Genomic DNA, 26,009 nt, shown 5'->3' with positions numbered 1-26,009 from the left:
GAAATTCTGCTTTTAATTATATACTGTATCATAACCCATTATAGACAGGGAAACGAAATCTATACAGAAAATTTACACACGACGACGTTTTGGCGGGCGGCAGCCATTATGAGGAACTGGAGTAACATCTCTGATAGCAGTTACTTCTAGACCAGCAGCTTGAAGAGCACGAATTGCAGCTTCACGGCCGGCACCAGGACCTTTAACAGTTACTTCCAAAGTTTTCAAACCATGTTCGATGGAAGTTTTTGCTGCAGTTTCAGCAGCCATTTGCGCAGCAAAAGGAGTAGATTTACGTGAACCTCTGAATCCTAAAGCACCTGCGCTGGACCAAGATACTGCGTTTCCGTGAGTATCAGTGATCGTAACGATTGTATTGTTAAAAGTTGAGCGGATATGCGCGATACCAGCTTCAATATTCTTTTTCACACGGCGTTTACGAGTGTTTGTTTTACGTTGAGCCATAGAGCTTTAACCTCCTTTACCTTATTTCTTTTTGTTCGCAACAGTACGGCGTGGGCCTTTACGTGTACGAGCATTGTTTTTAGTGTTTTGTCCGCGAACAGGTAAACCGCGACGGTGGCGAAGACCACGGAAGCTTCCGATTTCGATAAGACGTTTAATGTTTAGGGAAATTTCACGGCGAAGGTCCCCTTCAACTTTTAGCTTATCAATTACATCACGGATTTTTCCAAGTTCGTCTTCAGTAAGATCACGTACACGTGTGTCCTCAGAAACTCCTGCTTCAGCAAGAACTTTTTGAGCTGTAGTACGGCCAATTCCGAAAATGTATGTTAATGAAATTACAACGCGTTTTTCGCGTGGAATATCTACACCAGCAATACGAGCCATTTGTCAGTGCACCTCCTTATGTTTTATCCTTGTTTTTGTTTATGCTTTGGATTCTCACAAATAACCATGACTTTTCCTTTTCTGCGAATAACTTTACATTTTTCGCAAATCGGTTTCACGGACGGTCTAACCTTCATGTGTTTTCCAACCTCCTTGATAGTTCGGAGTGCTTTTATTTGAAACGGTACGTTATTCTTCCGCGTGTCAAATCATACGGGGACAATTCTACCGTAACTTTGTCTCCAGGTAAAATACGGATGAAGTGCATGCGGATCTTGCCTGAGACATGTGCCAAGACTGTATGACCGTTCTCAAGTTCAACTTTAAACATTGCATTAGGCAGCGTCTCTTGAACGGTACCTTCAACTTCAATTACATCATCTTTAGCCATTAAGTTGTTCTCCCTTCATCAAATCAGCAATTTGCCAAGCTGGCAAATTCCATATAGCTGATCGCTATATCATTTTATACACTGCTCTGAACTTCCGGAGATACGCAATTAAAGAACTTAAAGTGGTGGATGTGTTCTGGGGAGAATGAAACGTCCGTTTGTCTCCATCTGCCACTATAACGAGACTCAAACTTCCGGAGTTCTGCTTCCGTCTGCAGTCTGTTAAAGCGTCATCGCCTTCATTTGCTTTTAAGCTTTTGTAAGGATCTCAAAGCCGGTTTCCGTGATAGCAATTGTATGTTCGAAATGAGCACACATCTTACCATCTACTGTTACAACAGTCCAGTTATCCTGCAAGGTTCTAACATATCGTGTTCCTGCATTGACCATAGGTTCAATTGCCAGAACCATGCCAGGTTTCAGCCTAGGGCCTTTGCCCGGCGGTCCAAAGTGAGGAATTTGAGGATCTTCGTGAAGTTCCTGTCCTACACCGTGCCCAACATATTCTCTGACGATTGAAAACCCTTCGCTCTCAGCATAGAGCTGGATAGCATGGGAGATGTTCGAAAGACGATCTCCTGGCTTGGCTTCATTCAGCCCTCTATATAAAGACTCTTCTGTAACGTCCAGCAGCTTTTGCGTTTCTTCGGAAATGGCGCCTACCGGATATGTCCAGGCTGAGTCACCGTGATAGCCATTATACTTTGCACCGATATCGATGCTGATAATGTCTCCTTCATTTAATACCCGGTCACCCGGGATGCCATGAACGAGCTCTTCGTTGACAGAAGCACAAATGCTTCCGCGGAATCCATTATACCCCTTGAAGGAAGGAATTGCATCATGCATGCGTATAAACTTTTCGGCAATACTATCCAATTCTTTGGTAGTAATACCGGGCTGTACATGTTTCTTTAATTCCTGATGGGTCAGTGCAACGATCCGGCCAGCTTCCTTCATGATTTCAATCTCACGCGGAGTCTTGCAGATGATCATTCAGCTGAGCCCCCAAGCAAGGCTTTGATATCAGCAAAAACTTTGGTGATATCCTGCTGTCCGTTAATCTCTCTCACATAGCCTTTTTCACTATAGAAATCAAGAAGCGGCTTGCTTTGTTTGACGTTAACTTCCAAGCGGTTTGAAACCGTTTCTTCGTTATCGTCTGCCCGCTGGTACAGCTCTCCGCCACATTTGTCACAAACGCCTTCTTTAGCAGGAGGGTTAAAGACAAGGTGGTAAGTAGCTCCGCAATTTTTGCAAATGCGGCGGCCAGTCAAGCGTTCCATAAGAATGCTCTTATCCACATCAATGTTGATAACGTGGTCGAGCTTTTTACCAAGATCAGAGAGAATCGTTTCCAGCGCCTCTGCCTGTGCTACAGTACGAGGAAAACCATCAAGCAAGAAACCTTTTTCACAATCATCTTTGCCCAATCTTTCTCTGACAATACCGATCGTCACTTCATCAGGTACAAGCTCGCCTTTATCAATAAAAGATTTAGCCTGCAGTCCTAATTCAGTTTCTTCCTTCATTGCCGCTCGAAACATATCTCCAGTCGAGATATGAGGGATATGATATTCCTCTGTGATTTGTTCTGCCTGAGTTCCTTTACCGGCACCGGGCAGACCCATTAATACTAGATTCATCCGATTTCCCCCTCAGTCTCTATATAAAGGGAATGGGCGCAGCTGCGTCCCATTACCTTACTGTTTAATAAAGCCTTTGTAATTTCGTTTTACAAGCTGGCTTTCCAGCCCTTTCATTGTTTCAAGCGCAACTCCGATCACGATCAGCAAGCTGGTTCCGCCAATCTGTGCGGATTGAGGAAGACCTGCAAATGCGATGAATAGAGTAGGAAGAACAGCAATGATTGATAGGAAAATTGCTCCAACAAACGTTAAACGATACAAAACTTTTGTTAAATATTCCTGTGTGCTTTTTCCTGGACGAATCCCTGGAACATAACCGCCTTGTTTCTTTAAGTTATCAGCCATTTGCTCAGGATTAACCTGAACGAACGCATAGAAATACGTAAAGGCAATAATTAAAGCAACATAGATGGAAGCTCCAATCGGATGAGTCGTTGTGAGATTGGTGGTAATCCAATTGGTCACATCGTTTTTACCGAAGAAATTAGCAATCGTCGGCGGTGTAATCAAGAATGAAACCGCGAAGATTACAGGAATTACACCAGCCGGGTTCACTTTCAGCGGCAAGTGAGTGGATTGACCGCCCGCCTGCGGACCTGAACCTGATACCCTTTTAGCGTATTGAATCGGAATTTTGCGAAGTGCCTGCTGCACATAAATTGTTCCTACAATAATAGCAAGAACAGCAATAGCGAGCAGAATAACAATCACAATCCGCAAGAACAGCTGATCTCCCGCATCAGTAAACAACTGAGCATAAATTTGGTTAAGAGTAGTAGGGATCGCCGCAACGATACCGGCAAAGATAATGATGGAAATACCATTCCCAACACCTTTAGCCGTAATCTGCTCTCCTAACCACATTAAGAAAGCAGTTCCTGCTGTAAGGACTACTGCAATCAGAAGATAGGTAGTAACACTAGGGTTTTGAATCAATTGACCGCCGCTCAGGTTGTTAAACCCGATGGACATCCCAATTGCTTGAATAAACCCAAGAACAATCGTGAAATATCTCGTAAATTGAGCCAATTTACGTCTGCCAACCTCACCCTGCTTAGACCATTCCGTAAACTTCGGTACAACGTCCATTTGAAGCAGCTGAACAATAATGGAGGCGGTGATGTACGGCATAATACCCATTGCAAGAATGGAGTAGTTAAACAGTGCTCCCCCGCCAAAAGTGTTCATTACTCCGAAAACGCTCATTTGCTGATCCATTGCAGCCAGGCCTTTAGTATCTACGCCAGGCACAGGAATGAATGTTCCGATACGAAATACAATAAGCATTAAAAGAGTGAAAATAATTTTATTTCTTATGTCACCCACGCGCATGAAATTGGAGATTGTTTTGAACATTAGATCACCTCAGCTGTACCGCCGGCAGCTTCGATTGCTTCTTTAGCGGAAGACGAGAATTTGTTCGCTTTAACAGTGAGTTTCTTCTCGATTTTTCCTTCGCCAAGAATCTTAACGCCAGCTTTTGTGCTGCTAAGCACGCCAGTTTCAAGAAGAAGTTCAGGAGTTACTTCTGTACCTTCTTCGAAACGGTTCAGCCTTTCAAGGTTAACAACTGCGTATTCTTTACGGTTGATGTTTGTGAATCCGCGTTTAGGCAAACGTCTGAATAATGGAGTTTGACCACCCTCGAATCCAGGACGAACACCTCCGCCAGAACGAGCATTTTGACCTTTATGACCTTTACCAGCCGTTTTACCGTTACCAGAACCGATACCACGGCCCAAACGGTTACGTTCGCGACGGGATCCTTCTGCTGGTTTTAATTCATGAAGTTTCATCAGGACACCTCCTTATTTATAGAACAAAAATAATTATTGTTCTTCTACTTTAACCAAGTGAGATACTTTATTAATCATACCGCGAATAGCAGCGTTGTCTTCGTGTACCACAGTTTGGTGCATTTTGCGCAAACCAAGTGTTTTAACTGTTACACGCTGAGTTTCCGGACGGCCGATTACACTGCGAGTAAGGGTGATCGCTAATTTGTTTGCCATTATCTTTCCCCCCTTATCCTAACAGTTCTTCTACGGATTTTCCACGAAGCTTAGCAACTTGTTCTGCTTTCTTAAGCTGCTTTAAGCCTTCAAGTGTTGCACGAACCATGTTGATTGGTGTGTTTGAACCAAGGGATTTAGATAGGATGTCACCTACACCTGCAAGTTCAAGCACCGCACGTACTGGTCCGCCGGCGATTACTCCGGTACCTTCTGAAGCTGGCTTCAGAAGAATGTTTCCAGCACCGAATCGTCCGATCACTTCGTGTGGAATTGTTGTACCAACCATAGGTACTGTTACAAGATTCTTTTTCGCATCTTCGATTGCTTTACGGATTGCTTCTGGCACCTCTTGCGCTTTACCTGTACCGAATCCAACTCGGCCATTCTTGTCGCCTACAACAACAAGTGCAGCAAAACGGAAGCGACGACCACCTTTAACAACCTTAGCAACGCGGTTAACGGTAACTACACGTTCTTCAAACTCTGATTTAACTGAGTCATTACGACGCATACTGTGTTTCCCTCCTTTTCCTATTAAAATTCAAGTCCAGCTTCGCGGGCAGCGTCAGCAAGAGCTTTGATACGACCATGGTATAGGTATCCTCCACGATCAAATACGATTGATTTATGACCTTTATCAACAGCACGTTTTGCAACAAGCTCTCCAACTTTTTGAGCTGCTTCAAGGTTTGCAGTAGAATCAAGATTTAAATCTTTCTCCATGGAAGAAGCACTAACGATTGTTACACCGTTTGTATCGTCGATCAGTTGAGCATAAATGTGTTTATTAGAACGGAACACGTTTAGACGAGGTCTTTCAGCAGTTCCGAAAAGTTTCGCACGTACACGAGCATGTCTTCTTTTACGCACAGAATTTTTGCTAGCTTTTGTGATCATCAGGGTCACTCCTTTCTTAGCCATTAAGCGGCATTACTTCGCAGTTTTACCTTCTTTACGGCGTACAAATTCACCTTCATAGCGAACTCCTTTACCTTTATAAGGCTCAGGCGGGCGAGTCGCACGGATGTTGGAAGCAATTGCTCCAACGCGCTCTTTGTCAGTACCTTTAACGATAATTTTCGTTTGAGAAGGTACTTCAATTTCGATTCCTTGCTCTGGTGTGATCTCAACAGGGTGAGAGTAACCAACGTTTAGAATCAGTTTGTTTCCGGATTTAGAAGCACGGTAACCTACACCAACTAGTTCTAATCCTTTTTCGAAGCCTTTAGAAACACCTTCAACCATGTTTCCAATAATGCTGCGAGTTGTACCGTGAAGTGCACGGTGGTCTTTATGATCGGAAGGACGTGATACAGTTAGAATGTTTTCCTCAATGGAAATCGTAATGTCCGGGTGGAAAGTACGAGTCAATTCACCTTTAGGACCTTTAACCGTAACCGTGTTCTCGTTCATTTTGATTGTAACATCAGATGGAATCTCAAGCAGTTTTTTACCGACACGAGACATAATTTACACCTCCATTCTTTTTAACTTTTTACCAAACGTATGCTAATACTTCTCCGCCGGCTTGTTTAGCGCGAGCTTCTTTGTCAGTGATGACACCTTGAGAAGTTGAGATGATAGCGATTCCCAGGCCATTAAGTACACGAGGTACTTCAGTAGCTTTCGCATAAACACGAAGACCAGGTTTACTGATGCGTTTAAGACCAGTAATAACACGCTCGTTGTTTGTACCGTATTTAAGGAAGATGCGGATAACACCTTGTTTGTTGTCTTCAACGTATTCAACGTCACGGACAAAACCTTCACGTTTCAAGATTTCAGCAATCTCTTTTTTGATTTTAGAAGCAGGAACTTCCAGCTTCTCATGACGTACCATATTCGCATTACGGATGCGAGTAAGCAAATCTGCAATCGGATCTGTCATAACCATTGTTAAATAACCTCCTTCCCGTTATGGGGTATTACCAGCTAGCTTTCTTAACGCCAGGAATTTGACCTTTATAAGCAAGTTCACGGAAACAAATACGGCAAAGTTTAAATTTGCGAATCACAGAATGTGGACGTCCGCAGCGTTCGCATCGAGTATATGCTTGAACATTAAACTTTGGAGAGCGTTTTTGTTTCGCGATCATAGATTTTTTTGCCACGATTTCGCCTCCCTTTACGATTATTTTTGGAATGGCATTCCAAACTGAGTAAGTAGTTCACGAGCTTCTTCGTCTGTTTTAGCAGTTGTAACAATAACGATATCCATACCGCGAACCTTAGTAACTTGATCATAATCAATCTCAGGGAAGATCAATTGTTCTTTAACACCTAGAGTGTAGTTACCGCGTCCGTCGAATGCTTTTTTTGAAATTCCACGGAAGTCACGTACACGTGGTAAAGAAACAGATACCAATTTGTCTAGGAATTCGTACATGCGCTCGCCGCGAAGAGTTACTTTCGCACCGATCGGCATACCTTCACGTAGACGGAAACCGGCGATTGATTTCTTTGCGCGAGTGATAACTGGCTTTTGACCAGCGATCGCAGTTAGCTCTTCAACAGCGTTGTCAAGAGACTTTGAGTTAGCTACTGCATCACCCACACCCATATTGATGACGATTTTTTCAAGTTTAGGTACTTCCATTACGGATTTATAATTAAACTTGCTCATTAGAGCTGGAGTTGTTTCTTTTACAAATTTTTCTTTAAGGCGGTTCATATGATAGACCTCCCTTCCTTAGTTACTATTTATCTAGAGATTCACCAGATTTTTTTGCAACACGTACTTTCTTGCCGTCAACCAATTTATAACCGATACGAGTTGGCTCGCCGCTTTTAGGGTCGATCAGCATTACGTTGGATACATGGATTGGCGCCTCTTGGCTCACGATTCCGCCTTGAGTGTTTGTTTGTGTTGGTTTAGAGTGTTTTTTTACAACATTCACACCTTCAACTAGCACACGGTCTTTCTTAGGGTAAGCTTCAAGCACTTTACCTTGCTTGCCTTTATCCTTACCAGAGATAACCATTACATTATCACCTTTTTTTACATGCATCTTGTCCGCACCTCCTTATTAAGGCAATCAAATTTAATTAAAGAACTTCTGGAGCTAGAGAAACAATCTTCATGAAGTTGTTTTCGCGAAGCTCACGAGCAACAGGTCCGAAAATACGCGTACCGCGCGGGCTTTTGTCATCACGGATGATTACACAAGCATTTTCGTCGAAACGAATGTAAGAACCGTCAGTACGGCGTGCACCGCTCTTAGTACGAACGATAACAGCCTTAACTACGTCTCCTTTTTTAACAACGCCTCCTGGTGTTGCTTGTTTAACCGTACACACGATTACATCACCAATGTTAGCTGTCTTACGTCCGGATCCGCCAAGGACTTTAATTGTCAGTACTTCACGAGCACCAGAGTTGTCAGCAACTTTTAAGCGAGATTCTTGTTGAATCATTCACGTTACCTCCCTTCGGAATTAACTATCCGAACATTTATTAGATAATAACAGCTTCTTCAACGATTTCTACAAGACGGAAACGTTTTGTCGCAGATTGCGGACGAGTTTCCATGATTCTTACGATATCGCCAATTTTAGCTTGGTTTTCTTCGTCATGCGCTTTGAACTTCTTAGAGTACTTTACGCGTTTGCCGTATAGAGAATGAGTTTTGTAAGTCTCAACCAGTACAGTGATTGTTTTATCCATTTTGTCGGACACAACACGGCCAGTGTAAACCTTACGTTGATTGCGTTCACTCATTTTGCAAACCTCCTCTCGGGTTTATCGATTATTAGCAGCGATCTCTCTTTGACGAATAACAGTCTTCATACGAGCGATGGCTTTACGTACTTCACGGATGCGAGCAGTGTTTTCAAGCTGGCCAGTAGCAAGCTGGAAACGAAGGTTGAAAAGCTCTTCTTTAAGTGATTTTACTTTTTGTTCGATTTCGGCAGTGGTTAAATCACGGATTTCATTAGCTTTCATTTGATTCACCACCAATTTCCTCGCGCTTAACGAATTTCGTTTTAATTGGCAGTTTGTGAGACGCAAGACGTAATGCTTCGCGAGCAACTTCTTCAGAAACACCCGCAATCTCAAACAAAACTTTACCAGGTTTAACTACAGCTACCCATCCTTCAGGAGCACCTTTACCGGAACCCATGCGGACTTCTAGTGGCTTAGCAGTATAAGGTTTGGAAGGGAAAATTTTGATCCATACTTTACCGCCACGTTTCATGTAACGAGTCATCGCAATACGAGCTGCCTCGATTTGACGGTTAGTGATCCAAGAAGCTTCCAAAGCTTGAATACCGTATTCACCAAAGTGTACTTCCGCACCGCCTTTTGCACGTCCGCGCATTTTTCCGCGATGCTCTCTGCGATACTTAACACGTTTAGGCAATAACATATTATTTTCCTCCTTCCTCGGATTTCTTCTTAACAGGAAGAACTTCTCCACGATAGATCCATACTTTGACACCTAGTTTACCGTAAGTAGTGTCTGCTTCTGCTGTACCGTAATCGATGTCAGCGCGAAGTGTGTGAAGTGGAACAGTTCCTTCACTGTAATGTTCTGAACGAGCGATATCAGCTCCGCCAAGACGTCCGGAAACCATTGTTTTAATTCCTTTTGCACCAGCGCGCATTGAACGTTGCAATGCTTGCTTTTGAGCACGACGGAAAGAAATACGGTTTTCTAGCTGGCGAGCGATGTTGTCAGCTACTAATTTAGCATCAAGATCAGCTCTTTTGATTTCAAGAATGTTGATGTGCACGCGTTTACCAGTAAGTGAGTTAAGAGCTTTACGAAGCGCTTCAACTTCAGTACCACCTTTACCGATAACCATTCCTGGCTTAGCAGTGTGGACTGTAACGTTAATGCGGTTAGCAGCACGCTCGATTTCCACTTTGGAAACAGATGCATCATTTAGGCGTTTGTTGATATATTCACGAACTTTGATATCTTCGTGTAAAAGATCAGCGTAGTCTTTGCCAGCGTACCATTTTGATTCCCAATCACGAATCACACCGATACGAAGACCGACTGGATTTACCTTTTGACCCACAGCTTATCCCTCCTTCTTTTCTGATACGATAATAGTGATATGACTAGTACGTTTGTTAATTGCGCTCGCACGTCCCATTGCACGTGGGCGGAATCTTTTAAGTGTTGGACCTTCGTCAACGAATGCCTCGGAAATTACAAGGCTGTTAATGTCCATTTCGTAGTTGTGCTCAGCGTTAGCAACTGCAGAGTTTAGTACTTTTTCAATAATTGGAGAAGCTGCCTTCGGTGTGAGACGAAGGATTGCAACTGCTTCACCGATTTGCTTTCCTCGAATTAAGTCCATTACCAAACGTGCTTTACGAGGAGCAATACGAACTGTTCTAGCGACAGCTTTAGCTTGCATTTAAATGCCTCCTCTCATTAGCGTCTTGTTTTTTTGTCATCGTTACCGTGGCCTTTATAAGTACGAGAAGGTGCAAATTCACCTAACTTGTGGCCAACCATATCTTCCGTTACATAAACAGGAACGTGTTTGCGTCCATCATATACAGCGATCGTGTGACCGATGAATTGAGGGAAAATTGTAGAACGGCGAGACCAAGTTTTAATAACTTGTTTCTTTTCAGTTTCATTCAATTTTTCCACTTTAACCATCAAGTGATCATCCACGAAAGGTCCTTTTTTCAAGCTGCGACCCATGCGAGTACCTCCCTTCGTGATTGCGCTACGGTTCGGATGAACCGTAGTTCAGTCACGTTATTTTTTACGACGACGTACGATAAATTTATCGGATTTATTCGTTTTCTTACGTGTTTTAGCACCAAGAGTCGGTTTACCCCATGGAGACATAGGTGATTTACGACCGATAGGTGAACGACCTTCACCACCACCGTGCGGGTGATCGTTAGGGTTCATTACAGATCCACGAACAGTTGGGCGTTTGCCTAACCAGCGGGAACGTCCAGCTTTACCAATGTTGATAAGTTCGTGCTGCTCGTTACCAACTTGACCGATTGTAGCGCGGCAAGTAGCAAGAATCATGCGAACCTCTCCGGAATTCAAACGAACAAGTACGTATTTGCCTTCTTTACCAAGGACTTGTGCAGATGTTCCTGCAGAACGTACAAGCTGTCCGCCTTTACCAGGTTTAAGCTCAATGTTGTGTACTACTGTACCAACTGGAATGTTTTGAAGTGGAAGGGCATTACCCACTTTAATGTCAGCTTCTGCTCCTGACATAATTTCCAAATCAACTTTAAGGTTTTTAGGAGCAAGAATGTATCTCTTTTCTCCATCAGCGTAATGAATTAACGCAATGTTTGCAGAGCGGTTTGGATCGTACTCGATTGTAGCAACGCGTCCTGGTATACCATCTTTGTCGCGTTTAAAATCGATAATACGATACTGGCGCTTATGGCCTCCGCCTTGATGACGAACCGTGATTTTACCTTGGTTGTTACGTCCAGCTTTTTTGCTCAACGGAGCAAGCAAGGATTTCTCCGGCTTATCAGTAGTGATTTCTGCAAAATCAGATACTGTCATACCACGACGACCGTTGGAGGTCGGTTTGTATTTTTTAATCGCCATCTCAATTTCCCTCCTTCACTTATATATTAAACTTCAAAAAGTTCGATTTCTTTAGAGTCAGCAGTCAATGTAATGATTGCTTTTCTTCTGCGATTTGTAAGTCCGCTGTAACGGCCAACGCGTCTGAATTTACCTTTGTAATTCATAACATTGACTTTCGCTACTTTCACACCGAAAATTGCTTCTACAGCATCTTTAACTTCCGTTTTGTTAGCTCTTACGTCTACTTCAAACGTATATTTTCTGTCAGCCATAATGTCAGTAGAATTTTCAGTGATCACGGGGCGCTTAATAATATCACGAGGATCTTTCATTATGCAAGCACCTCCTCTACTTTTTGCACCGCAGCTTTCGTCATAATTAGCTTTTCATGGTTCAGTACGTCAAGAACGTTGATACCGTCAGCTGCAACAACAGTGATGCCCTGGATGTTACGTGCAGAAAGTGAAACTTTCTCGTTAACATCAGCAGTAACGATCAATGCTTTTTTCTCAACTGAAATAGCTTTTAGGATAGAAGCCATTTCCTTTGTTTTTACAGCATCCAGTGTCAGATCCTCAAGAACAACAATTTTGCTGTCTTGTACTTTAGATGATAAAGCAGATTTGATAGCCAGACGGCGTACTTTTTTAGGTAGTTTGTAAGCATAAGAACGAGGTGTCGGTCCGAAAACTACTCCTCCTCCGCGCCATTGCGGTGAACGGATAGATCCTTGACGAGCACGTCCAGTTCCTTTTTGGCGCCAAGGTTTTCGTCCTCCGCCACGAACTTCAGAACGATTCTTTACTTTAGCATTTCCTTGTCTTAAGGAAGCTCTTTGCATGATAACCGCTTCGAAAAGAACAGCTTGGTTTGGCTCGATACCGAAGATAGAATCGTTCAGTTCGATTTCACCAGCGTTAGCTCCGCTTTGGTTTAACATAGTAACTTTTGGCATAATCCATTTCCTCCTTTCTCGGAAAAGTTATTTGGATTTTACTGCAGATTTTACAGTAACTAGAGATTTTCTTGGACCAGGTACGTTACCTTTGATCAAAAGAAGGTTGCGTTCTGCATCAACTTTAACGATCTCAAGGTTTTGTACTGTTACGCGCTCTCCACCCATACGTCCAGGCAGAAGTTTGTTCTTGAATACGCGGTTTGGAGCAACAGGACCCATTGAACCTGGGCGGCGATGGTAGCGTGAACCGTGGGACATTGGTCCGCGGGATTGTCCGTGGCGTTTAATAGAACCTTGGAATCCTTTACCTTTTGAAGTTCCTGTTACATCTACTGTATCTCCAGCGGAGAATACTTCTACTTTGACTTCCTGACCAACTTCGTAGTCTGCTGCGCTTACTCCACGAAATTCCTTAATGAAGCGCTTAGGCGCAGTGTTTGCTTTTGCAACGTGACCTTTAAGCGGTTTGTTAGCAAGTTTTTCACGTTTGTCATCAAAACCAACCTGAACTGCTTCGTAACCGTCGATTTCAGCCGTTTTCACTTGAAGAACTACGTTTGGAGCAGCTTCTACAACTGTAACTGGGATAAGATCGCCGTTTTCAGCAAATACTTGCGTCATACCGATTTTTCTACCTAAGATTCCTTTGGTCATTCGTCACACCTCCTGTTTTTTTCTACTATATAATATTGAACATTAAAGTTTGATTTCGATATCGACACCGGATGGTAAATCCAAACGCATTAACGCATCAACAGTTTGTGGTGTTGGGTTAATGATGTCGATTAGACGTTTGTGTGTACGCATCTCGAATTGCTCACGAGAGTCTTTGTACTTATGCACCGCACGAAGAATTGTGTAGATTGACTTTTCAGTCGGAAGCGGGATCGGACCAGATACGTTAGCACCTGAACGTTTCGCTGTTTCTACGATTTTCTCGGCAGATTGATCAAGAATTCTGTGATCATAAGCTTTCAAACGAATACGAATTTTTTGTTTTGCCATTATTTTCCCTCCTTTTCGCCTACTTAATATAGACAGTTCTCAGTGAGAATTTCCCTCACACACTCGCCATGGCAAAGCGGCCGGGTGTGTCAGCAACCTCTCACATCATCGCAGTCAAAGACCAACATTCACTATTATATAAAAAATGAGCGTCAGTTGCAAGAAGAAATTTAAATTTCTTTGTCTTTTACGCACCTCAGATATTATACCTTTTTCTAGGCGAAAAATCAAGTGCGTCTAGTTTTTGATCCAGCTTCACTTTTTCTTTCTTCAAGAACGCTGTTGCGCTTTCCAATATAATTTAAAGACATAAAAAAAAGAACAAGCGATTTCTCGCTCGTTCTTTTAAACACTGATTACTCAGTGATTGTAGCAACTACTCCAGCACCTACAGTACGTCCACCCTCACGGATAGAGAACTTAGTACCTTCTTCGATTGCGATTGGAGAGATTAGTTCAACAGTCATTTCGATGTTGTCTCCAGGCATAACCATTTCTACACCTTCAGGAAGGTTGCAGATACCAGTTACATCAGTTGTACGGAAGTAGAACTGAGGACGGTAGTTAGTGAAGAATGGAGTGTGACGTCCACCCTCTTCTTTAGATAGAACATAAACTTCTGCTTTGAAGTTAGTGTGTGGAGTGATTGTTCCTGGCTTAGCAAGAACTTGTCCACGTTGGATATCTTCACGAGCTACTCCACGAAGAAGTGCGCCGATGTTGTCTCCAGCTTCAGCATAGTCAAGAAGTTTACGGAACATTTCAACACCTGTAACAGTTGTTGATTTTGGCTCTTCAGCAAGACCGATGATTTCGATAACGTCACCGACTTTAACTTGTCCACGCTCAACACGTCCAGTTGCAACAGTTCCACGGCCAGTGATAGAGAATACATCCTCAACAGGCATCATGAATGGTTTTTCGATATCACGCTCTGGAGTTGGGATGTACTCGTCAACTGCGTTCATTAGTTCAACGATTTTCTCTTCCCACTCAGCTTCTCCTTCAAGAGCTTTAAGAGCAGAACCTTTGATTACTGGAATGTCGTCGCCAGGGAAATCGTACTCAGAAAGAAGGTCACGAACTTCCATTTCAACTAGTTCAAGCAATTCTTCGTCATCAACCATATCACATTTGTTCATGAATACAACTAGGTAAGGAACACCTACTTGACGAGAAAGAAGGATGTGCTCACGAGTTTGTGGCATTGGACCGTCAGCAGCAGATACTACTAGGATTCCGCCGTCCATTTGTGCAGCACCAGTGATCATGTTTTTAACATAGTCAGCATGTCCTGGGCAGTCAACGTGTGCATAGTGACGAGTTTCAGTTTCGTACTCAACGTGTGCAGTTGAGATTGTGATTCCGCGCTCGCGCTCTTCTGGAGCAGCATCGATCATATCATAAGCCATCGCTGCACCTTTACCACTGCGCTTAGCAAGTACAGTTGTGATTGCAGCTGTTAGAGTTGTTTTACCATGGTCAACGTGTCCAATTGTACCGATATTGGCATGTGTTTTGGAACGGTCGAATTTTTCTTTACCCATTCGAAATGCCTCCCTTAGATAATAGAATTAGTTATTTTAATTCAGAAAGCAGGATTATACCCGCCTTCTGAGGATACATAAGTAGTTATACTTCAATAAAGGTGTAAAATCAATTACTCGCCTTTATTTTTTTTGATGATTTCTTCAGAAATCGATTTAGGAACTTCTTCGTAGTGATCGAAGTGCATGGAGAATACTCCGCGTCCTTGTGTGTTTGAACGCAACGCAGTTGCATAACCAAACATTTCGGAAAGTGGAACCATTGCACGAACAACTTGAGCGTTACCGCGTGCATCCATACCTTCAACGCGTCCACGGCGAGAAGTAATATCACCCATGATATCTCCCATGTACTCATCCGGGATTACAACTTCAACCTTCATAACAGGCTCAAGGATAACCGGGTTACATTTGGATACTGCGTTTTTAAGAGCTAGTGAAGCCGCTACTTTAAACGCCATCTCACTGGAGTCAACATCATGGTAAGATCCATCAACAAGTGCTGCTTTAACGTCGATTAGCTGATATCCTGCAAGGACACCGTTTTTCATTGAATCCTCTAGACCTGCTTGAACAGCTGGTACGTATTCACGAGGAACAACTCCACCGACGATCTTGTTTTGGAATTCGAAGCCTTTTCCTTCTTCGTTTGGTTCGAATTCGATCCAAACGTGTCCGAATTGTCCGCGTCCACCAGATTGGCGGGCAAACTTACCTTCGACTTTAGCTGAACCACGGAAAGTCTCACGGTATGCAACTTGCGGAGCACCAACATTAGCTTCTACTTTGAATTCGCGACGCATACGGTCAACGATGATATCAAGGTGAAGCTCACCCATACCAGAGATGATGGTTTGTCCAGTCTCAGGATCAGTATGAGCACGGAATGTTGGATCCTCTTCAGATAGCTTTGTCAAAGCTGTAGACATTTTGTCTTGGTCAGCTTTAGATTTCGGCTCAACTGATAGAGAGATAACCGGCTCTGGGAATTCCATGGATTCCAAGATTACAAGGCTCTTTTCATCACATAGAGTATCACCAGTTGTAGTATCTTTCAATCCTACAGCTGCTGCGATATCCCCAGAGTATACAGTGGAGATTTCTTCACGAGAGTTAGCATGCATTTGCAGGATACGTCCTACACGCTCACGCTTGCCTTTCGTGGAGTTTTGTACGTAAGAACCAGAGTTAAGTACTCCAGAGTACACACGGAAGAAAGTAAGCTTTCCTACGTATGGATCTGTCATTACTTTGAACGCTAGAGCAGAGAACGGCTCATCGTCACTGGATTTACGGATTACTTCCTCTTCAGAATCAGGAAGAATTCCTTTGATAGACGGTACGTCAGTTGGCGCAGGAAGGTAATCAAGTACAGCATCCAGCATCAATTGAACACCTTTGTTTTTGAAAGCAGATCCGCAAATTACTGGATAGAATTCAACGTCGCAAGTACCTTTACGGATTGCAGCTTTGATTTCATCAACCGTCAGCTCTTCACCGTCAAGATATTTCATCATCAATTCTTCATCAAGTTCTGCTACTGCTTCAATTAGCTTGTTGCGCCATTCTTCAGCAAGTTCTTGATAGTCTTCTGGAATTTCTTTCGCATCGGTACGAGTTCCCAAGTCATCTTCGTAGAAGTATGCAACGTTTTCTACTAGATCGATAATTCCTTCGAAGTTATCTTCAGCACCGATAGGAAGCTGAATCGGATGAGCATTCGCTTGAAGGCGGTCATGCATCGTTTTTACGGAATAAAGGAAATCCGCACCGATTTTATCCATTTTGTTTACGAACACTACACGAGGTACGCCGTAAGTAGTAGCTTGGCGCCAAACTGTTTCAGTTTGAGGCTCAACTCCGGATTGTGCATCAAGAACAGCTACGGCACCATCAAGTACACGCAGGGAACGTTCAACTTCAACAGTGAAGTCTACGTGTCCAGGTGTATCGATGATGTTAACGCGGTAACCTTTCCATGATGCAGTTGTAGCTGCAGATGTAATCGTGATTCCGCGTTCTTGCTCCTGTTCCATCCAGTCCATTTGTGAAGCTCCTTCATGAGTTTCACCAATTTTGTGGATACGTCCAGTGTAGAACAAGATCCGTTCTGTAGTCGTCGTTTTACCAGCGTCGATGTGAGCCATGATCCCGATATTACGAGTGTTTTCTAAGGAGAACTCTCTTGCCATCTTAGTAACTTCTCCTTCCTATAAAGAGGATTAGTGGGTTTTTTATTTCGATCTTACCAGCGGTAGTGAGCGAATGCTTTGTTCGCTTCTGCCATTTTGTGTGTATCTTCGCGTTTCTTAACAGCAGCACCAGTATTGTTGGCTGCGTCAAGAATCTCGTTAGCCAAACGCTCTTCCATGGTTTTTTCTCCACGAAGACGAGCGTAGTTTACTAACCAGCGAAGTCCAAGAGTAGAACGGCGGTCAGGACGCACCTCTACTGGTACTTGGTAGTTTGCTCCACCTACACGGCGTGCTTTAACTTCTAGTACTGGCATGATGTTTTTTAGTGCTTGTTCGAACACTTCCATTGGCTCTTTACCGCTGCGCTCCCTGATTGTATCAAGTGCGGAATAAAGAATGGTTTGTGCTTTTCCTCTTTTACCATCAACCATAATGCGGTTTACCAAACGAGTAACAAGTTTGGAATTGTAAAGCGGATCTGGCAATACGTCTCTTTTTGTAACAGGACCTTTACGAGGCATGTTTTTTTCCTCCTTTCACGAAAGTGATTCTATTTGTTTAAATTATTTTTTTGGAGCTTTAGGACGTTTAGTTCCGTATTTGGAACGACCTTGCATACGGCCATCAACACCAGCAGTGTCAAGCGCACCGCGAACGATGTGGTAACGTACTCCCGGTAAATCTTTTACACGTCCGCCACGGATAAGAACAACACTATGCTCTTGAAGGTTATGTCCGATACCAGGAATGTAAGCTGTAACCTCGATTTGGTTAGTCAAGCGTACACGGGCATATTTACGAAGCGCGGAGTTCGGCTTCTTCGGAGTCATTGTACCAACACGTGTGCATACACCGCGTTTTTGAGGTGAAGATACGTTAGTGTGCTCTTTTTTGAAACTGTTGTAACCTTTGTTCAATGCAGGAGACTTAGATTTTTCAATCTTGCTTACGCGTCCCTTGCGGATCAATTGATTAATAGTAGGCATGTTTTTTCCTCCCTTCTCAAATTCTAAACCCACACATCCAGGTGGTTCATATTTGGGCAAAAACAAAGTCTTTACTTGATTACTCAGGTAAAAACGTGTTTGCTTTATTAGGTAATGGCTACAGCTGCGGCGCCAACTTCAATTCCGCAAGCTTTTCCAAGCTTTTTCATGGAGTCTACTTTTATTACAGGAACGTTCTTATCCGCGGCCATCTGAGCAACGGCAGATGTAATTCGTGGATCGGCGTCCTCCGCAATGAGAAGCTCTTTGACGGAACCTTGCTGAAGTGCCTTCAGCGTTTGCTTTGTACCAACAATAATGTTTACTGCCTGTGATACTTTTTCATAAGACATTGAAGTATATCCTCCAAAGCAACAGGTAGAATCGAGCACCTTGAATATCTTAACATTGGAAGAGATGGATGTCAACAGAGTTTCAGAAGAAAGCTCTGAAGACATCCATCTCTCATATTAATCTACGGTAACCGTGTCTTGGCTCGATTGAACTTGTGAGATTGGCTGTACTTTACGGTAGCGGTTCATACCTGTACCGGCAGGAACCAATTTACCGATGATTACATTCTCTTTTAGTCCGAGAAGCTCGTCACGTTTTCCTTTAATCGCGGCATCTGTCAGGACACGAGTTGTTTCCTGGAAGGATGCTGCAGACAAGAAGGAGTCCGTTTCAAGAGATGCTTTCGTGATACCCAGAAGGACTGGACGGCCTGTAGCAGGTCGTTTGCCCCCAATAAGAACTTTTTTATTGGCGTCTGTGAACTGATGAATGTCCAGAAGAGTTCCAGGCAATACATCTGTATCTCCAGCGTCAATAACTCTGATTTTGCGAAGCATTTGACGAACCATAACCTCTACGTGTTTATCGCCAATTTCTACCCCTTGCATACGGTATACTTTTTGAACTTCACGAAGGAGGTATTCCTGCACAGCTTGAGTATCTTTTACTTTCAGAAGTTCTTTCGGATCGATTGAACCTTCAGTAAGCTCTTGGCCGCGTTTAACAGTATCGCCTTCTGCTACTTTCAGACGTGCATTGTAAGGAGCTGTATATGTGCGTGATTCCACATCACCCTGCACAACCAGTTCCTGCTGTTTTTCACGGATTTCATTTACTTGGGTTACAACACCGTCAATTTCTGAAATCGTAGCCTGACCTTTAGGGTTACGAGCTTCAAACAGCTCCTGGATACGAGGCAAACCTTGAGTGATGTCATCCCCTGCAACACCGCCTGTATGGAACGTACGCATTGTAAGCTGTGTTCCCGGCTCCCCGATGGATTGAGCGGCAATAATACCTACTGCTTCTCCAACTTCTACATCTGAACCGGTAGCCAGGTTACGGCCGTAGCATCGTTTACACACACCGTGACGGGTATTACATGTAAATGCAGAACGGATCAAGACCTGTTCAATTCCTGACTCAACAATTTGAAGAGCAAGATCTTCTGTGATCAGTTCATTTTCCTCAACAAGAACAGCTCCTGTTTCAGGGTGGTGAATGTTTTTGCGAGCATAACGTCCAATTAGACGCTCCTCAAGTTTTTCAATTACCTCTGTACCTTCTTTGATGGCTTCTGCAAGAAGTCCCCGGTCCGTTCCACAGTCGTCATCACGAATGATAACATCCTGAGCAACGTCAACCAGACGGCGAGTAAGGTAACCTGAATCGGCAGTCTTAAGGGCTGTATCGGCAAGACCTTTACGGGCACCATGGGTAGAGATAAAGTATTCCAATACCGTTAAACCTTCACGGAAACTGGACTTGATCGGAAGTTCGATGATTCGTCCAGCCGGGTTGGCCATCAGACCGCGCATTCCGGCAAGCTGCGTAAAGTTAGACGCGTTACCACGGGCTCCAGAGTCACTCATCATGAAGATCGGGTTGCGAATATCAAGAGTTTTCATCAGTTTGCCTTGAATTGTATCTTTCGCAGCACTCCAGATCGAGATGACACGCTCATAGCGTTCTTCTTCTGTAATCAGACCGCGGCGGAACTGTTTAAGAACGTTATCTACCTTCGCTTGCGCTTCGGTTAGAATCTCTTCTTTTTCACGCAATACAACGATGTCTGCTACACCAACTGTAATACCGGCTTTTGTAGAGTATCTGAATCCCAAATCTTTCAGACGGTCAAGCATTTTTGACGTTTCTGTGATTTGGAACTTTTTAAAGATTTCAGCGATAATGCTTCCAAGGATTCCTTTTTTGAATGGAGGAATCAATTCCTGCTTCGCAATGTGTTCCTTCACGTCCACATTCGGATCGACGAAGTATTTCTCAGGCGTCTTTTCTTCAATGTTGCCTTTTGTCGGTTCATTCATATAAGGGAATGAATCTGGAAGGATTTCATTGAATACAAGCTTTCCTACCGTAGTAACAAGAAGCTGTTTTTTCTGCGCGTCTGTGAAAGTTTGATTATCTAAAGATGAAGCTGCTACCGCAACACGGGTATGAAGATGTACATATCCGTTTTGATAAGCAATAAGGGCTTCGTTTGTATCTTTGAAAATCATTCCTTCACCGACAGCATCAGGACGCTCCATTGTCAGGTAGTAGTTACCGAGAACCATATCCTGAGATGGTGTTACTACCGGTTTTCCATCCTTAGGGTTCAGGATGTTCTGTGCTGCAAGCATAAGGATACGCGCCTCTGCCTGTGCTTCAGCGGATAGAGGTACGTGAACAGCCATTTGGTCTCCGTCAAAGTCCGCGTTGTATGCCGTACATACTAGAGGATGCAGGCGGATTGCGCGTCCTTCTACAAGAGTCGGTTCAAATGCCTGGATACCAAGTCTGTGAAGTGTAGGTGCACGGTTCAGCAGAACTGGATGCTCCCTGATTACGGATTCAAGAACGTCCCAAACTTCAGGCTGAACGCGTTCGATTTTGCGTTTCGCACTCTTAATGTTATGGGCAAGACCTTTTTCCACGAGCTCTTTCATTACAAATGGCTTGAATAGCTCAAGAGCCATTTCTTTAGGCAGTCCGCACTGATACATTTTCAGGTTCGGTCCAACTACGATTACGGAACGGCCTGAATAGTCAACACGTTTACCAAGCAAGTTTTGGCGGAAACGTCCTTGCTTCCCTTTAAGCATATGAGAAAGGGATTTTAATGGACGGTTACCAGGACCGGTAACCGGACGGCCTCTGCGTCCGTTGTCGATTAATGCATCCACTGCTTCTTGAAGCATACGCTTTTCATTTTGAACGATAATGCTTGGAGCTCCAAGATCGAGCAAACGCTTCAAACGGTTGTTACGGTTAATTACACGGCGATAAAGATCATTTAGATCGGATGTTGCAAAACGTCCTCCGTCCAGCTGTACCATCGGACGAAGCTCAGGAGGAATGACAGGAAGAACATCAAGGATCATCCACGAAGGATTGTTTCCAGATCCGCGGAATGCTTCAAGCACTTCAAGACGCTTGATAGCACGAGTACGGCGCTGTCCTTGCGCTGTTTTCAAATCCTCTTTCAGCTGTTCTACATCTTTATCCGGATCGATGTCCATAAGAAGCTTTTTAATAGCTTCTGCACCCATTCCGGCATGGAATGTACTGCCGTATTTATCACGGTATGCACGATATTCTTTCTCGGAAAGAAGCTGTTTCTTCTCAAGAGGAGTATCTCCTGTGTCTGTTACAACATAGGAAGCAAAATAGATGACTTCTTCAAGAGCACGCGGGGACATGTCTAGCACAAGACCCATGCGGCTCGGGATTCCTTTGAAATACCAAATGTGGGATACAGGAGCTGCCAGCTCAATGTGTCCCATGCGCTCACGGCGGACTTTCGCACGTGTTACTTCAACTCCGCATCGATCGCAGACTACACCTTTGTAACGGACACGTTTGTATTTTCCGCAATGGCATTCCCAGTCCTTTTGAGGTCCGAAAATACGTTCACAGAACAAACCGTCTTTCTCAGGCTTAAGCGTACGGTAGTTGATTGTTTCTGGCTTTTTAACTTCACCGAATGACCAGGAACGGATCTTATCGGGTGATGCAAGTCCGATGTTCATGTACTCAAAATTATTAACATCCAGCAAGGGGCCTACCTCCCTTTTCATCTTCAGGTTATACCCTTATATCCTGAAGAGTGACTATTCTTTCGTTGCTTACAGTACGGCAATCAGGGCCAATAATAAAGGCTTTAGCATCCGCCTCAGGGTGAGACCGGACGCTAAAGCCCGGTTTTTCACCCTAAGGCTGCAGGCTGTATAGCGCGCCTGCTGCTTTGCAGCCATTTCCAATCCATCTATTCTTTCGTAACAGCGTCCTTCTCTTTTTCAGTAGTGACAGCTGCTTCTTCTTCCATTTCGTCTCCTAAAGACAAGCTATCGGAGTTTTGAGGATCTTCGTCGTCCTCGGTATCTCTCATTTCGATTTCTTTTTCATCGCCTGAGAGAATCTTAACGTCCATACCTAAGCTTTGAAGCTCCTTGATCAATACTTTGAAGGATTCAGGAACGCCAGGCTCTGGAACGTTTTCGCCTTTTACGATGGCTTCATATGTTTTCACACGTCCTACGACGTCATCCGACTTAACTGTAAGGATTTCCTGAAGTGTATAGGCAGCTCCATAAGCTTCAAGCGCCCAAACCTCCATCTCTCCAAAACGCTGTCCGCCGAATTGAGCTTTACCTCCAAGAGGCTGCTGTGTAACAAGTGAGTAAGGTCCGGTAGAACGGGCATGGAGTTTGTCATCAACCATGTGGGCCAGTTTGATCATGTACATGATTCCAACGGATACACGGTTATCAAACGGTTCGCCTGAACGTCCATCATAAAGGACTGTTTTAGCGTCTCTTGCCATTCCTGCTTCTTCAAGCGTAGACCAAACATCTTCCTCACGCGCACCATCAAATACCGGTGATGCAACATGAATGCCAAGGTAGCGTGCAGCCATTCCCAAGTGAAGCTCGAGCACTTGCCCGATGTTCATACGGGATGGTACACCAAGCGGGTTAAGCATGATATCTACCGGTGTGCCGTCTGGAAGATAAGGCATATCTTCTTCCGGAAGGATGCGGGAGATAACCCCTTTGTTACCATGTCGTCCAGCCATTTTATCTCCTTCAGAAATTTTACGCTTCTGAACGATATAAGCGCGTACGAGCTGGTTAACACCCGGCGGCAATTCGTCTCCGTCTTCACGGTTGAAGACTTTAACATCAAGGATAATTCCACCACCGCCATGCGGTACTCTTAGGGATGTATCACGAACCTCGCGTGCTTTCTCGCCAAAGATTGCGTGAAGAAGTCTTTCTTCAGCTGTCAGCTCCGTTACACCCTTAGGTGTTACTTTACCAACAAGCAAGTCGCCGTCTTTTACTTCTGCACCGACACGGATGATTCCGCGTTCGTCAAGGTTGCGGAGTGCATCTTCCCCAACGTTTGGAATATCTCTTGTGATTTCTTCAGGTCCAAGCTTTGTATCACGTGCTTCGGACTCGTATTCTTCAATATGAATCGAAGTGTAAACATCGTCTTTTACAAGACGCTCACTCATGATGATGGCATCCTCATAGTTGTAGCCATCCCATGTCATGAACGCAACCATAACGTTGCGGCCAAGAGCCAGTTCGCCTTTTTCCATAGATGGTCCGTCAGCAAGAATTTCGCCTTTTACCACTTCATCGCCTTCACTTACGATCGGACGCTGATTGTAGCATGTTCCCTGATTGGAACGGATAAATTTCAGCATGCTGTATTTATCAAGGTTGCCCTTTACTTTTTTGCCATCTACTTCTTCATAGCGGCGAACATAAACGTTTTTCGCTTCTACTTTTTCAACGATACCAGGATGCTTACAGATTACAGCAGCACCCGAGTCTTTACCTGAAACGTACTCCATTCCTGTTCCGACAATCGGAGCTTCCGGCTGCATCAAAGGCACAGCCTGACGCTGCATGTTCGCTCCCATTAGGGCACGGTTGGAGTCATCGTTTTCAAGGAAAGGAATACATGCTGTCGCAGCGGAAACGACCTGTTTAGGAGATACGTCCATGTAATCCACGCGATCGCGGGCTACAACCGTATTCTCACCGCGGAAACGGGCTACGATTCCGTCATCAAGGAACGTACCGTCGTTATCCAAACGGGCATTTGCCTGTGCTACAACATAGTTATCTTCTTCATCTGCAGTCAGATAATCGATGCGCGCAGTTACTTTTCCAGTATCAGGATCAACACGGCGGTATGGTGTTTCAATGAATCCGAAACGGTTTACCTTCGCGTAACTGGACAAGGAGTTGATCAAACCGATGTTTGGTCCCTCAGGCGTCTCAATCGGACACATACGGCCGTAGTGGGAGTAGTGAACGTCACGGACTTCAAAGCCTGCACGCTCACGAGTCAACCCACCGGGTCCAAGTGCAGAAAGACGGCGCTTATGGGTAAGCTCAGCAAGCGGATTCGTCTGGTCCATGAACTGAGAAAGCTGAGAGCTTCCGAAGAACTCTTTAATGCTCGCAATAACAGGACGAATGTTAATAAGCTGCTGAGGAGTGATTGTATTTGTATCCTGAATGGACATACGCTCACGAACGACACGCTCCATACGGGAAAGACCGATACGGAATTGGTTTTGAAGCAATTCGCCAACTGAACGCAGACGGCGGTTACCAAGGTGATCGATATCATCTGTGTCGCCTACTCCGTGAAGAAGGTTAAAGAAATAGCTGATTGAAGATAAAATATCAGCAGCCGTAATGTTCTTAACTGCTTCTTCTACGTAAGCATTTCCGATCACATTGATGACTTGTTCGCCTTCCGGATCGTTCGGAGAGTAGATTTTAATAGATTGAAGAGTTGTTTCTTCCGTTACAACTCCGCCTGAAGGGTTCACTGTTTTGAAGCCTACACCGCTCTCAAGGTTTGGAATAATGCGGTCAAGAGTTCTGCGGTCAATAACCGCGCCCTTTTCAGCAATGATTTCCCCTGTTTCAGGATCTGCCAGTGATTCAGCAAGACGCTGATTGAAAAGACGGTTTTTTATATGAAGCTTTTTGTTAATTTTATAGCGTCCAACACTAGCAAGATCATAGCGCTTCGGATCAAAGAAGCGTGACTCAAGCAGGCTTTTTGCGTTATCAACAGTAGGAGGCTCTCCCGGACGAAGGCGTTCGTAGATTTCAAGAAGCGCTTTTTCCGTAGTCTCCGTGTTATCTTTTTCAAGAGTGTTGCGCAAATACTCGTTTTCACCAAACAAATCGGTGATTTCTTGATCAGAGCCAAACCCTAGGGCACGCAAAAGAACCGTAACTGGCAGTTTCCGAGTACGATCTATCCGTACATATGCGACATCTTTAGCATCGGTTTCGTACTCCAGCCAAGCACCACGGTTTGGAATGACTGTTGCTGTAAAGCCTCTTTTACCATTCTTGTCGACTTTACCGCTGAAATATACACTTGGCGAACGCACTAGCTGAGATACGATAACACGCTCAGCTCCATTGATTACGAACGTTCCAGTTTCCGTCATCAAAGGGAAATCCCCCATGAAAACGTCCTGGTCCTTTACTTCGCCTGTTTCTTTGTTGATCAAACGGACTTTCACGCGCAGCGGAGCAGAATAGGTTACATCGCGTTCCTTAGACTCCTCCACGGAGTACTTTGGCTCACCAAGGCTGTAATCAATAAACTCTAGCGAGAGGTTGCCAGTGAAATCCTCAATTGGAGAGATATCATAAAACATCTCTCTGAGACCCTCATCAAGAAACCACTGATAAGAAGCGGTTTGAATCTCAATGAGATTCGGCAATTCTAATACTTCGCTAATGCGTGCATAACTTCTGCGTTGGCGGTGCCGTCCATACTGAACTAGTTGACCTGTCAACTGATTCACCCCTC

General features: G+C 44.1%; 35 protein-coding genes. All 35 read right to left on the bottom strand.

Annotated features, from left to right (window positions below):
• Positions 1–72: 72 nt before the first annotated feature.
• A complete protein-coding gene (rpsK, locus tag AS29_RS05475; RefSeq protein WP_035406857.1) occupies positions 73–465 on the bottom strand; it encodes a 30S ribosomal protein S11 in 393 nt (130 codons plus the stop codon).
• 21 nt (positions 466–486) lie between these two features.
• Positions 487–852, bottom strand: coding sequence for a 30S ribosomal protein S13 (gene rpsM, locus AS29_RS05470; RefSeq protein WP_035406854.1), 366 nt, complete (start codon positions 850–852; stop codon positions 487–489).
• 23 nt (positions 853–875) lie between these two features.
• Positions 876–989, bottom strand: a complete 114-nt coding sequence (rpmJ, locus tag AS29_RS05465; RefSeq protein ID WP_003156543.1) for a 50S ribosomal protein L36 — start codon at positions 987–989, stop codon at positions 876–878.
• A gap of 35 nt (positions 990–1,024) precedes the next feature.
• The gene (gene infA, locus AS29_RS05460) at positions 1,025–1,243 is read right to left on the bottom strand and encodes a translation initiation factor IF-1 (protein WP_028390440.1); all 219 of its coding nucleotides are present in this window, start codon (positions 1,241–1,243) and stop codon (positions 1,025–1,027) included.
• Positions 1,244–1,492: 249 nt separating this feature from the next.
• Positions 1,493–2,239, bottom strand: coding sequence for a type I methionyl aminopeptidase (gene map, locus AS29_RS05455; protein WP_035406851.1), 747 nt, complete (start codon positions 2,237–2,239; stop codon positions 1,493–1,495).
• Entirely contained in the window at positions 2,236–2,889 is a 654-nt protein-coding gene (locus tag AS29_RS05450; RefSeq protein WP_035406848.1) for an adenylate kinase, read from the bottom strand. Before AS29_RS05450 ends, map begins: the two co-directional genes overlap by 4 nt.
• Positions 2,890–2,946: 57 nt before the next feature.
• Positions 2,947–4,248, bottom strand: coding sequence for a preprotein translocase subunit SecY (gene secY, locus AS29_RS05445; RefSeq protein ID WP_035406845.1), 1,302 nt, complete (start codon positions 4,246–4,248; stop codon positions 2,947–2,949).
• The gene (gene rplO / locus AS29_RS05440; protein WP_035406842.1) at positions 4,248–4,688 is read right to left on the bottom strand and encodes a 50S ribosomal protein L15; all 441 of its coding nucleotides are present in this window, start codon (positions 4,686–4,688) and stop codon (positions 4,248–4,250) included. Before rplO ends, secY begins: the two co-directional genes overlap by 1 nt.
• 33 nt (positions 4,689–4,721) lie before the next feature.
• Positions 4,722–4,904 carry a 50S ribosomal protein L30 gene (gene rpmD / locus AS29_RS05435; RefSeq protein WP_035406839.1) on the bottom strand — a complete coding sequence of 61 codons (183 nt, stop codon included), beginning with the start codon at positions 4,902–4,904 and terminating at the stop codon, positions 4,722–4,724.
• Positions 4,905–4,917: 13 nt separating this feature from the next.
• The gene (rpsE, locus tag AS29_RS05430) at positions 4,918–5,418 is read right to left on the bottom strand and encodes a 30S ribosomal protein S5 (RefSeq protein WP_035406835.1); all 501 of its coding nucleotides are present in this window, start codon (positions 5,416–5,418) and stop codon (positions 4,918–4,920) included.
• A 23-nt stretch (positions 5,419–5,441) separates the two neighbouring features.
• Positions 5,442–5,804 carry a 50S ribosomal protein L18 gene (gene rplR, locus AS29_RS05425; protein ID WP_035406832.1) on the bottom strand — a complete coding sequence of 121 codons (363 nt, stop codon included), beginning with the start codon at positions 5,802–5,804 and terminating at the stop codon, positions 5,442–5,444.
• A gap of 33 nt (positions 5,805–5,837) precedes the next feature.
• Complete coding sequence (gene rplF / locus AS29_RS05420; RefSeq protein WP_035406830.1) at positions 5,838–6,374, bottom strand: 50S ribosomal protein L6; 537 nt, start codon at positions 6,372–6,374, stop codon at positions 5,838–5,840.
• 28 nt (positions 6,375–6,402) lie between these two features.
• Positions 6,403–6,801 (bottom strand): 30S ribosomal protein S8, encoded by a 399-nt coding sequence (gene rpsH / locus AS29_RS05415; RefSeq protein WP_035406827.1) that lies wholly within the window; start codon positions 6,799–6,801, stop codon positions 6,403–6,405.
• Positions 6,802–6,832: 31 nt separating this feature from the next.
• Positions 6,833–7,018 carry a type Z 30S ribosomal protein S14 gene (locus tag AS29_RS20940; RefSeq protein WP_082883739.1) on the bottom strand — a complete coding sequence of 62 codons (186 nt, stop codon included), beginning with the start codon at positions 7,016–7,018 and terminating at the stop codon, positions 6,833–6,835.
• 20 nt (positions 7,019–7,038) lie between these two features.
• Complete coding sequence (gene rplE / locus AS29_RS05410; protein WP_035406824.1) at positions 7,039–7,578, bottom strand: 50S ribosomal protein L5; 540 nt, start codon at positions 7,576–7,578, stop codon at positions 7,039–7,041.
• A 25-nt stretch (positions 7,579–7,603) separates the two neighbouring features.
• Entirely contained in the window at positions 7,604–7,915 is a 312-nt protein-coding gene (rplX, locus tag AS29_RS05405; protein ID WP_035406821.1) for a 50S ribosomal protein L24, read from the bottom strand.
• A 37-nt stretch (positions 7,916–7,952) separates the two neighbouring features.
• Entirely contained in the window at positions 7,953–8,321 is a 369-nt protein-coding gene (gene rplN, locus AS29_RS05400; protein ID WP_035406818.1) for a 50S ribosomal protein L14, read from the bottom strand.
• Positions 8,322–8,361: 40 nt separating this feature from the next.
• Positions 8,362–8,625, bottom strand: coding sequence for a 30S ribosomal protein S17 (gene rpsQ, locus AS29_RS05395; RefSeq protein WP_035406815.1), 264 nt, complete (start codon positions 8,623–8,625; stop codon positions 8,362–8,364).
• Positions 8,626–8,646: 21 nt separating this feature from the next.
• Positions 8,647–8,850 carry a 50S ribosomal protein L29 gene (rpmC, locus tag AS29_RS05390; protein ID WP_035406812.1) on the bottom strand — a complete coding sequence of 68 codons (204 nt, stop codon included), beginning with the start codon at positions 8,848–8,850 and terminating at the stop codon, positions 8,647–8,649.
• Positions 8,840–9,274 (bottom strand): 50S ribosomal protein L16, encoded by a 435-nt coding sequence (gene rplP, locus AS29_RS05385; protein WP_035406810.1) that lies wholly within the window; start codon positions 9,272–9,274, stop codon positions 8,840–8,842. Before rplP ends, rpmC begins: the two co-directional genes overlap by 11 nt.
• Before the next feature lies 1 nt (position 9,275).
• Entirely contained in the window at positions 9,276–9,932 is a 657-nt protein-coding gene (gene rpsC, locus AS29_RS05380) for a 30S ribosomal protein S3 (protein WP_035406807.1), read from the bottom strand.
• Positions 9,933–9,935: 3 nt separating this feature from the next.
• Positions 9,936–10,277, bottom strand: coding sequence for a 50S ribosomal protein L22 (gene rplV / locus AS29_RS05375; protein WP_035406804.1), 342 nt, complete (start codon positions 10,275–10,277; stop codon positions 9,936–9,938).
• A gap of 17 nt (positions 10,278–10,294) precedes the next feature.
• Positions 10,295–10,573 (bottom strand): 30S ribosomal protein S19, encoded by a 279-nt coding sequence (rpsS, locus tag AS29_RS05370; protein WP_035406800.1) that lies wholly within the window; start codon positions 10,571–10,573, stop codon positions 10,295–10,297.
• Between the two features lie 57 nt (positions 10,574–10,630).
• The gene (gene rplB / locus AS29_RS05365; RefSeq protein ID WP_035406798.1) at positions 10,631–11,461 is read right to left on the bottom strand and encodes a 50S ribosomal protein L2; all 831 of its coding nucleotides are present in this window, start codon (positions 11,459–11,461) and stop codon (positions 10,631–10,633) included.
• Positions 11,462–11,487: 26 nt separating this feature from the next.
• Entirely contained in the window at positions 11,488–11,775 is a 288-nt protein-coding gene (rplW, locus tag AS29_RS05360) for a 50S ribosomal protein L23 (RefSeq protein ID WP_035406795.1), read from the bottom strand.
• Complete coding sequence (rplD, locus tag AS29_RS05355) at positions 11,775–12,398, bottom strand: 50S ribosomal protein L4 (protein WP_035406792.1); 624 nt, start codon at positions 12,396–12,398, stop codon at positions 11,775–11,777. The genes rplW and rplD overlap by 1 nt, the downstream gene beginning before the upstream one ends.
• 27 nt (positions 12,399–12,425) lie before the next feature.
• Positions 12,426–13,055 (bottom strand): 50S ribosomal protein L3, encoded by a 630-nt coding sequence (gene rplC, locus AS29_RS05350; protein WP_035406789.1) that lies wholly within the window; start codon positions 13,053–13,055, stop codon positions 12,426–12,428.
• Between the two features lie 42 nt (positions 13,056–13,097).
• Entirely contained in the window at positions 13,098–13,406 is a 309-nt protein-coding gene (rpsJ, locus tag AS29_RS05345) for a 30S ribosomal protein S10 (RefSeq protein WP_029282834.1), read from the bottom strand.
• A 356-nt stretch (positions 13,407–13,762) separates the two neighbouring features.
• Positions 13,763–14,953, bottom strand: coding sequence for an elongation factor Tu (gene tuf, locus AS29_RS05340; RefSeq protein ID WP_035406786.1), 1,191 nt, complete (start codon positions 14,951–14,953; stop codon positions 13,763–13,765).
• A gap of 113 nt (positions 14,954–15,066) precedes the next feature.
• Complete coding sequence (gene fusA, locus AS29_RS05335) at positions 15,067–17,145, bottom strand: elongation factor G (RefSeq protein WP_035406783.1); 2,079 nt, start codon at positions 17,143–17,145, stop codon at positions 15,067–15,069.
• A 53-nt stretch (positions 17,146–17,198) separates the two neighbouring features.
• On the bottom strand, positions 17,199–17,669 hold the full coding sequence (rpsG, locus tag AS29_RS05330) for a 30S ribosomal protein S7 (RefSeq protein ID WP_035406779.1): 471 nt from the start codon (positions 17,667–17,669) through the stop codon (positions 17,199–17,201).
• Positions 17,670–17,711: 42 nt separating this feature from the next.
• Positions 17,712–18,134 carry a 30S ribosomal protein S12 gene (gene rpsL, locus AS29_RS05325; RefSeq protein ID WP_035406776.1) on the bottom strand — a complete coding sequence of 141 codons (423 nt, stop codon included), beginning with the start codon at positions 18,132–18,134 and terminating at the stop codon, positions 17,712–17,714.
• A gap of 107 nt (positions 18,135–18,241) precedes the next feature.
• The gene (locus AS29_RS05320) at positions 18,242–18,487 is read right to left on the bottom strand and encodes a 50S ribosomal protein L7ae-like protein (RefSeq protein ID WP_035406773.1); all 246 of its coding nucleotides are present in this window, start codon (positions 18,485–18,487) and stop codon (positions 18,242–18,244) included.
• A 117-nt stretch (positions 18,488–18,604) separates the two neighbouring features.
• Positions 18,605–22,204: a DNA-directed RNA polymerase subunit beta' gene (gene rpoC / locus AS29_RS05315; RefSeq protein ID WP_035406770.1), complete on the bottom strand. Its 3,600-nt coding sequence runs from the start codon at positions 22,202–22,204 to the stop codon at positions 18,605–18,607.
• A gap of 209 nt (positions 22,205–22,413) precedes the next feature.
• A complete protein-coding gene (rpoB, locus tag AS29_RS05310; protein WP_035406767.1) occupies positions 22,414–25,995 on the bottom strand; it encodes a DNA-directed RNA polymerase subunit beta in 3,582 nt (1,193 codons plus the stop codon).
• Positions 25,996–26,009 lie beyond the last annotated feature (14 nt).

The organism is Bacillus sp. SJS, from assembly GCF_000732485.2.
GTDB classification, from domain to species: domain Bacteria; phylum Bacillota; class Bacilli; order Bacillales; family Bacillaceae; genus Metabacillus_B; species Metabacillus_B sediminis.
The sequence above is the reverse complement of the archived record's forward strand: the minus strand, read 5'-3'. Positions and strand labels throughout refer to the sequence as shown.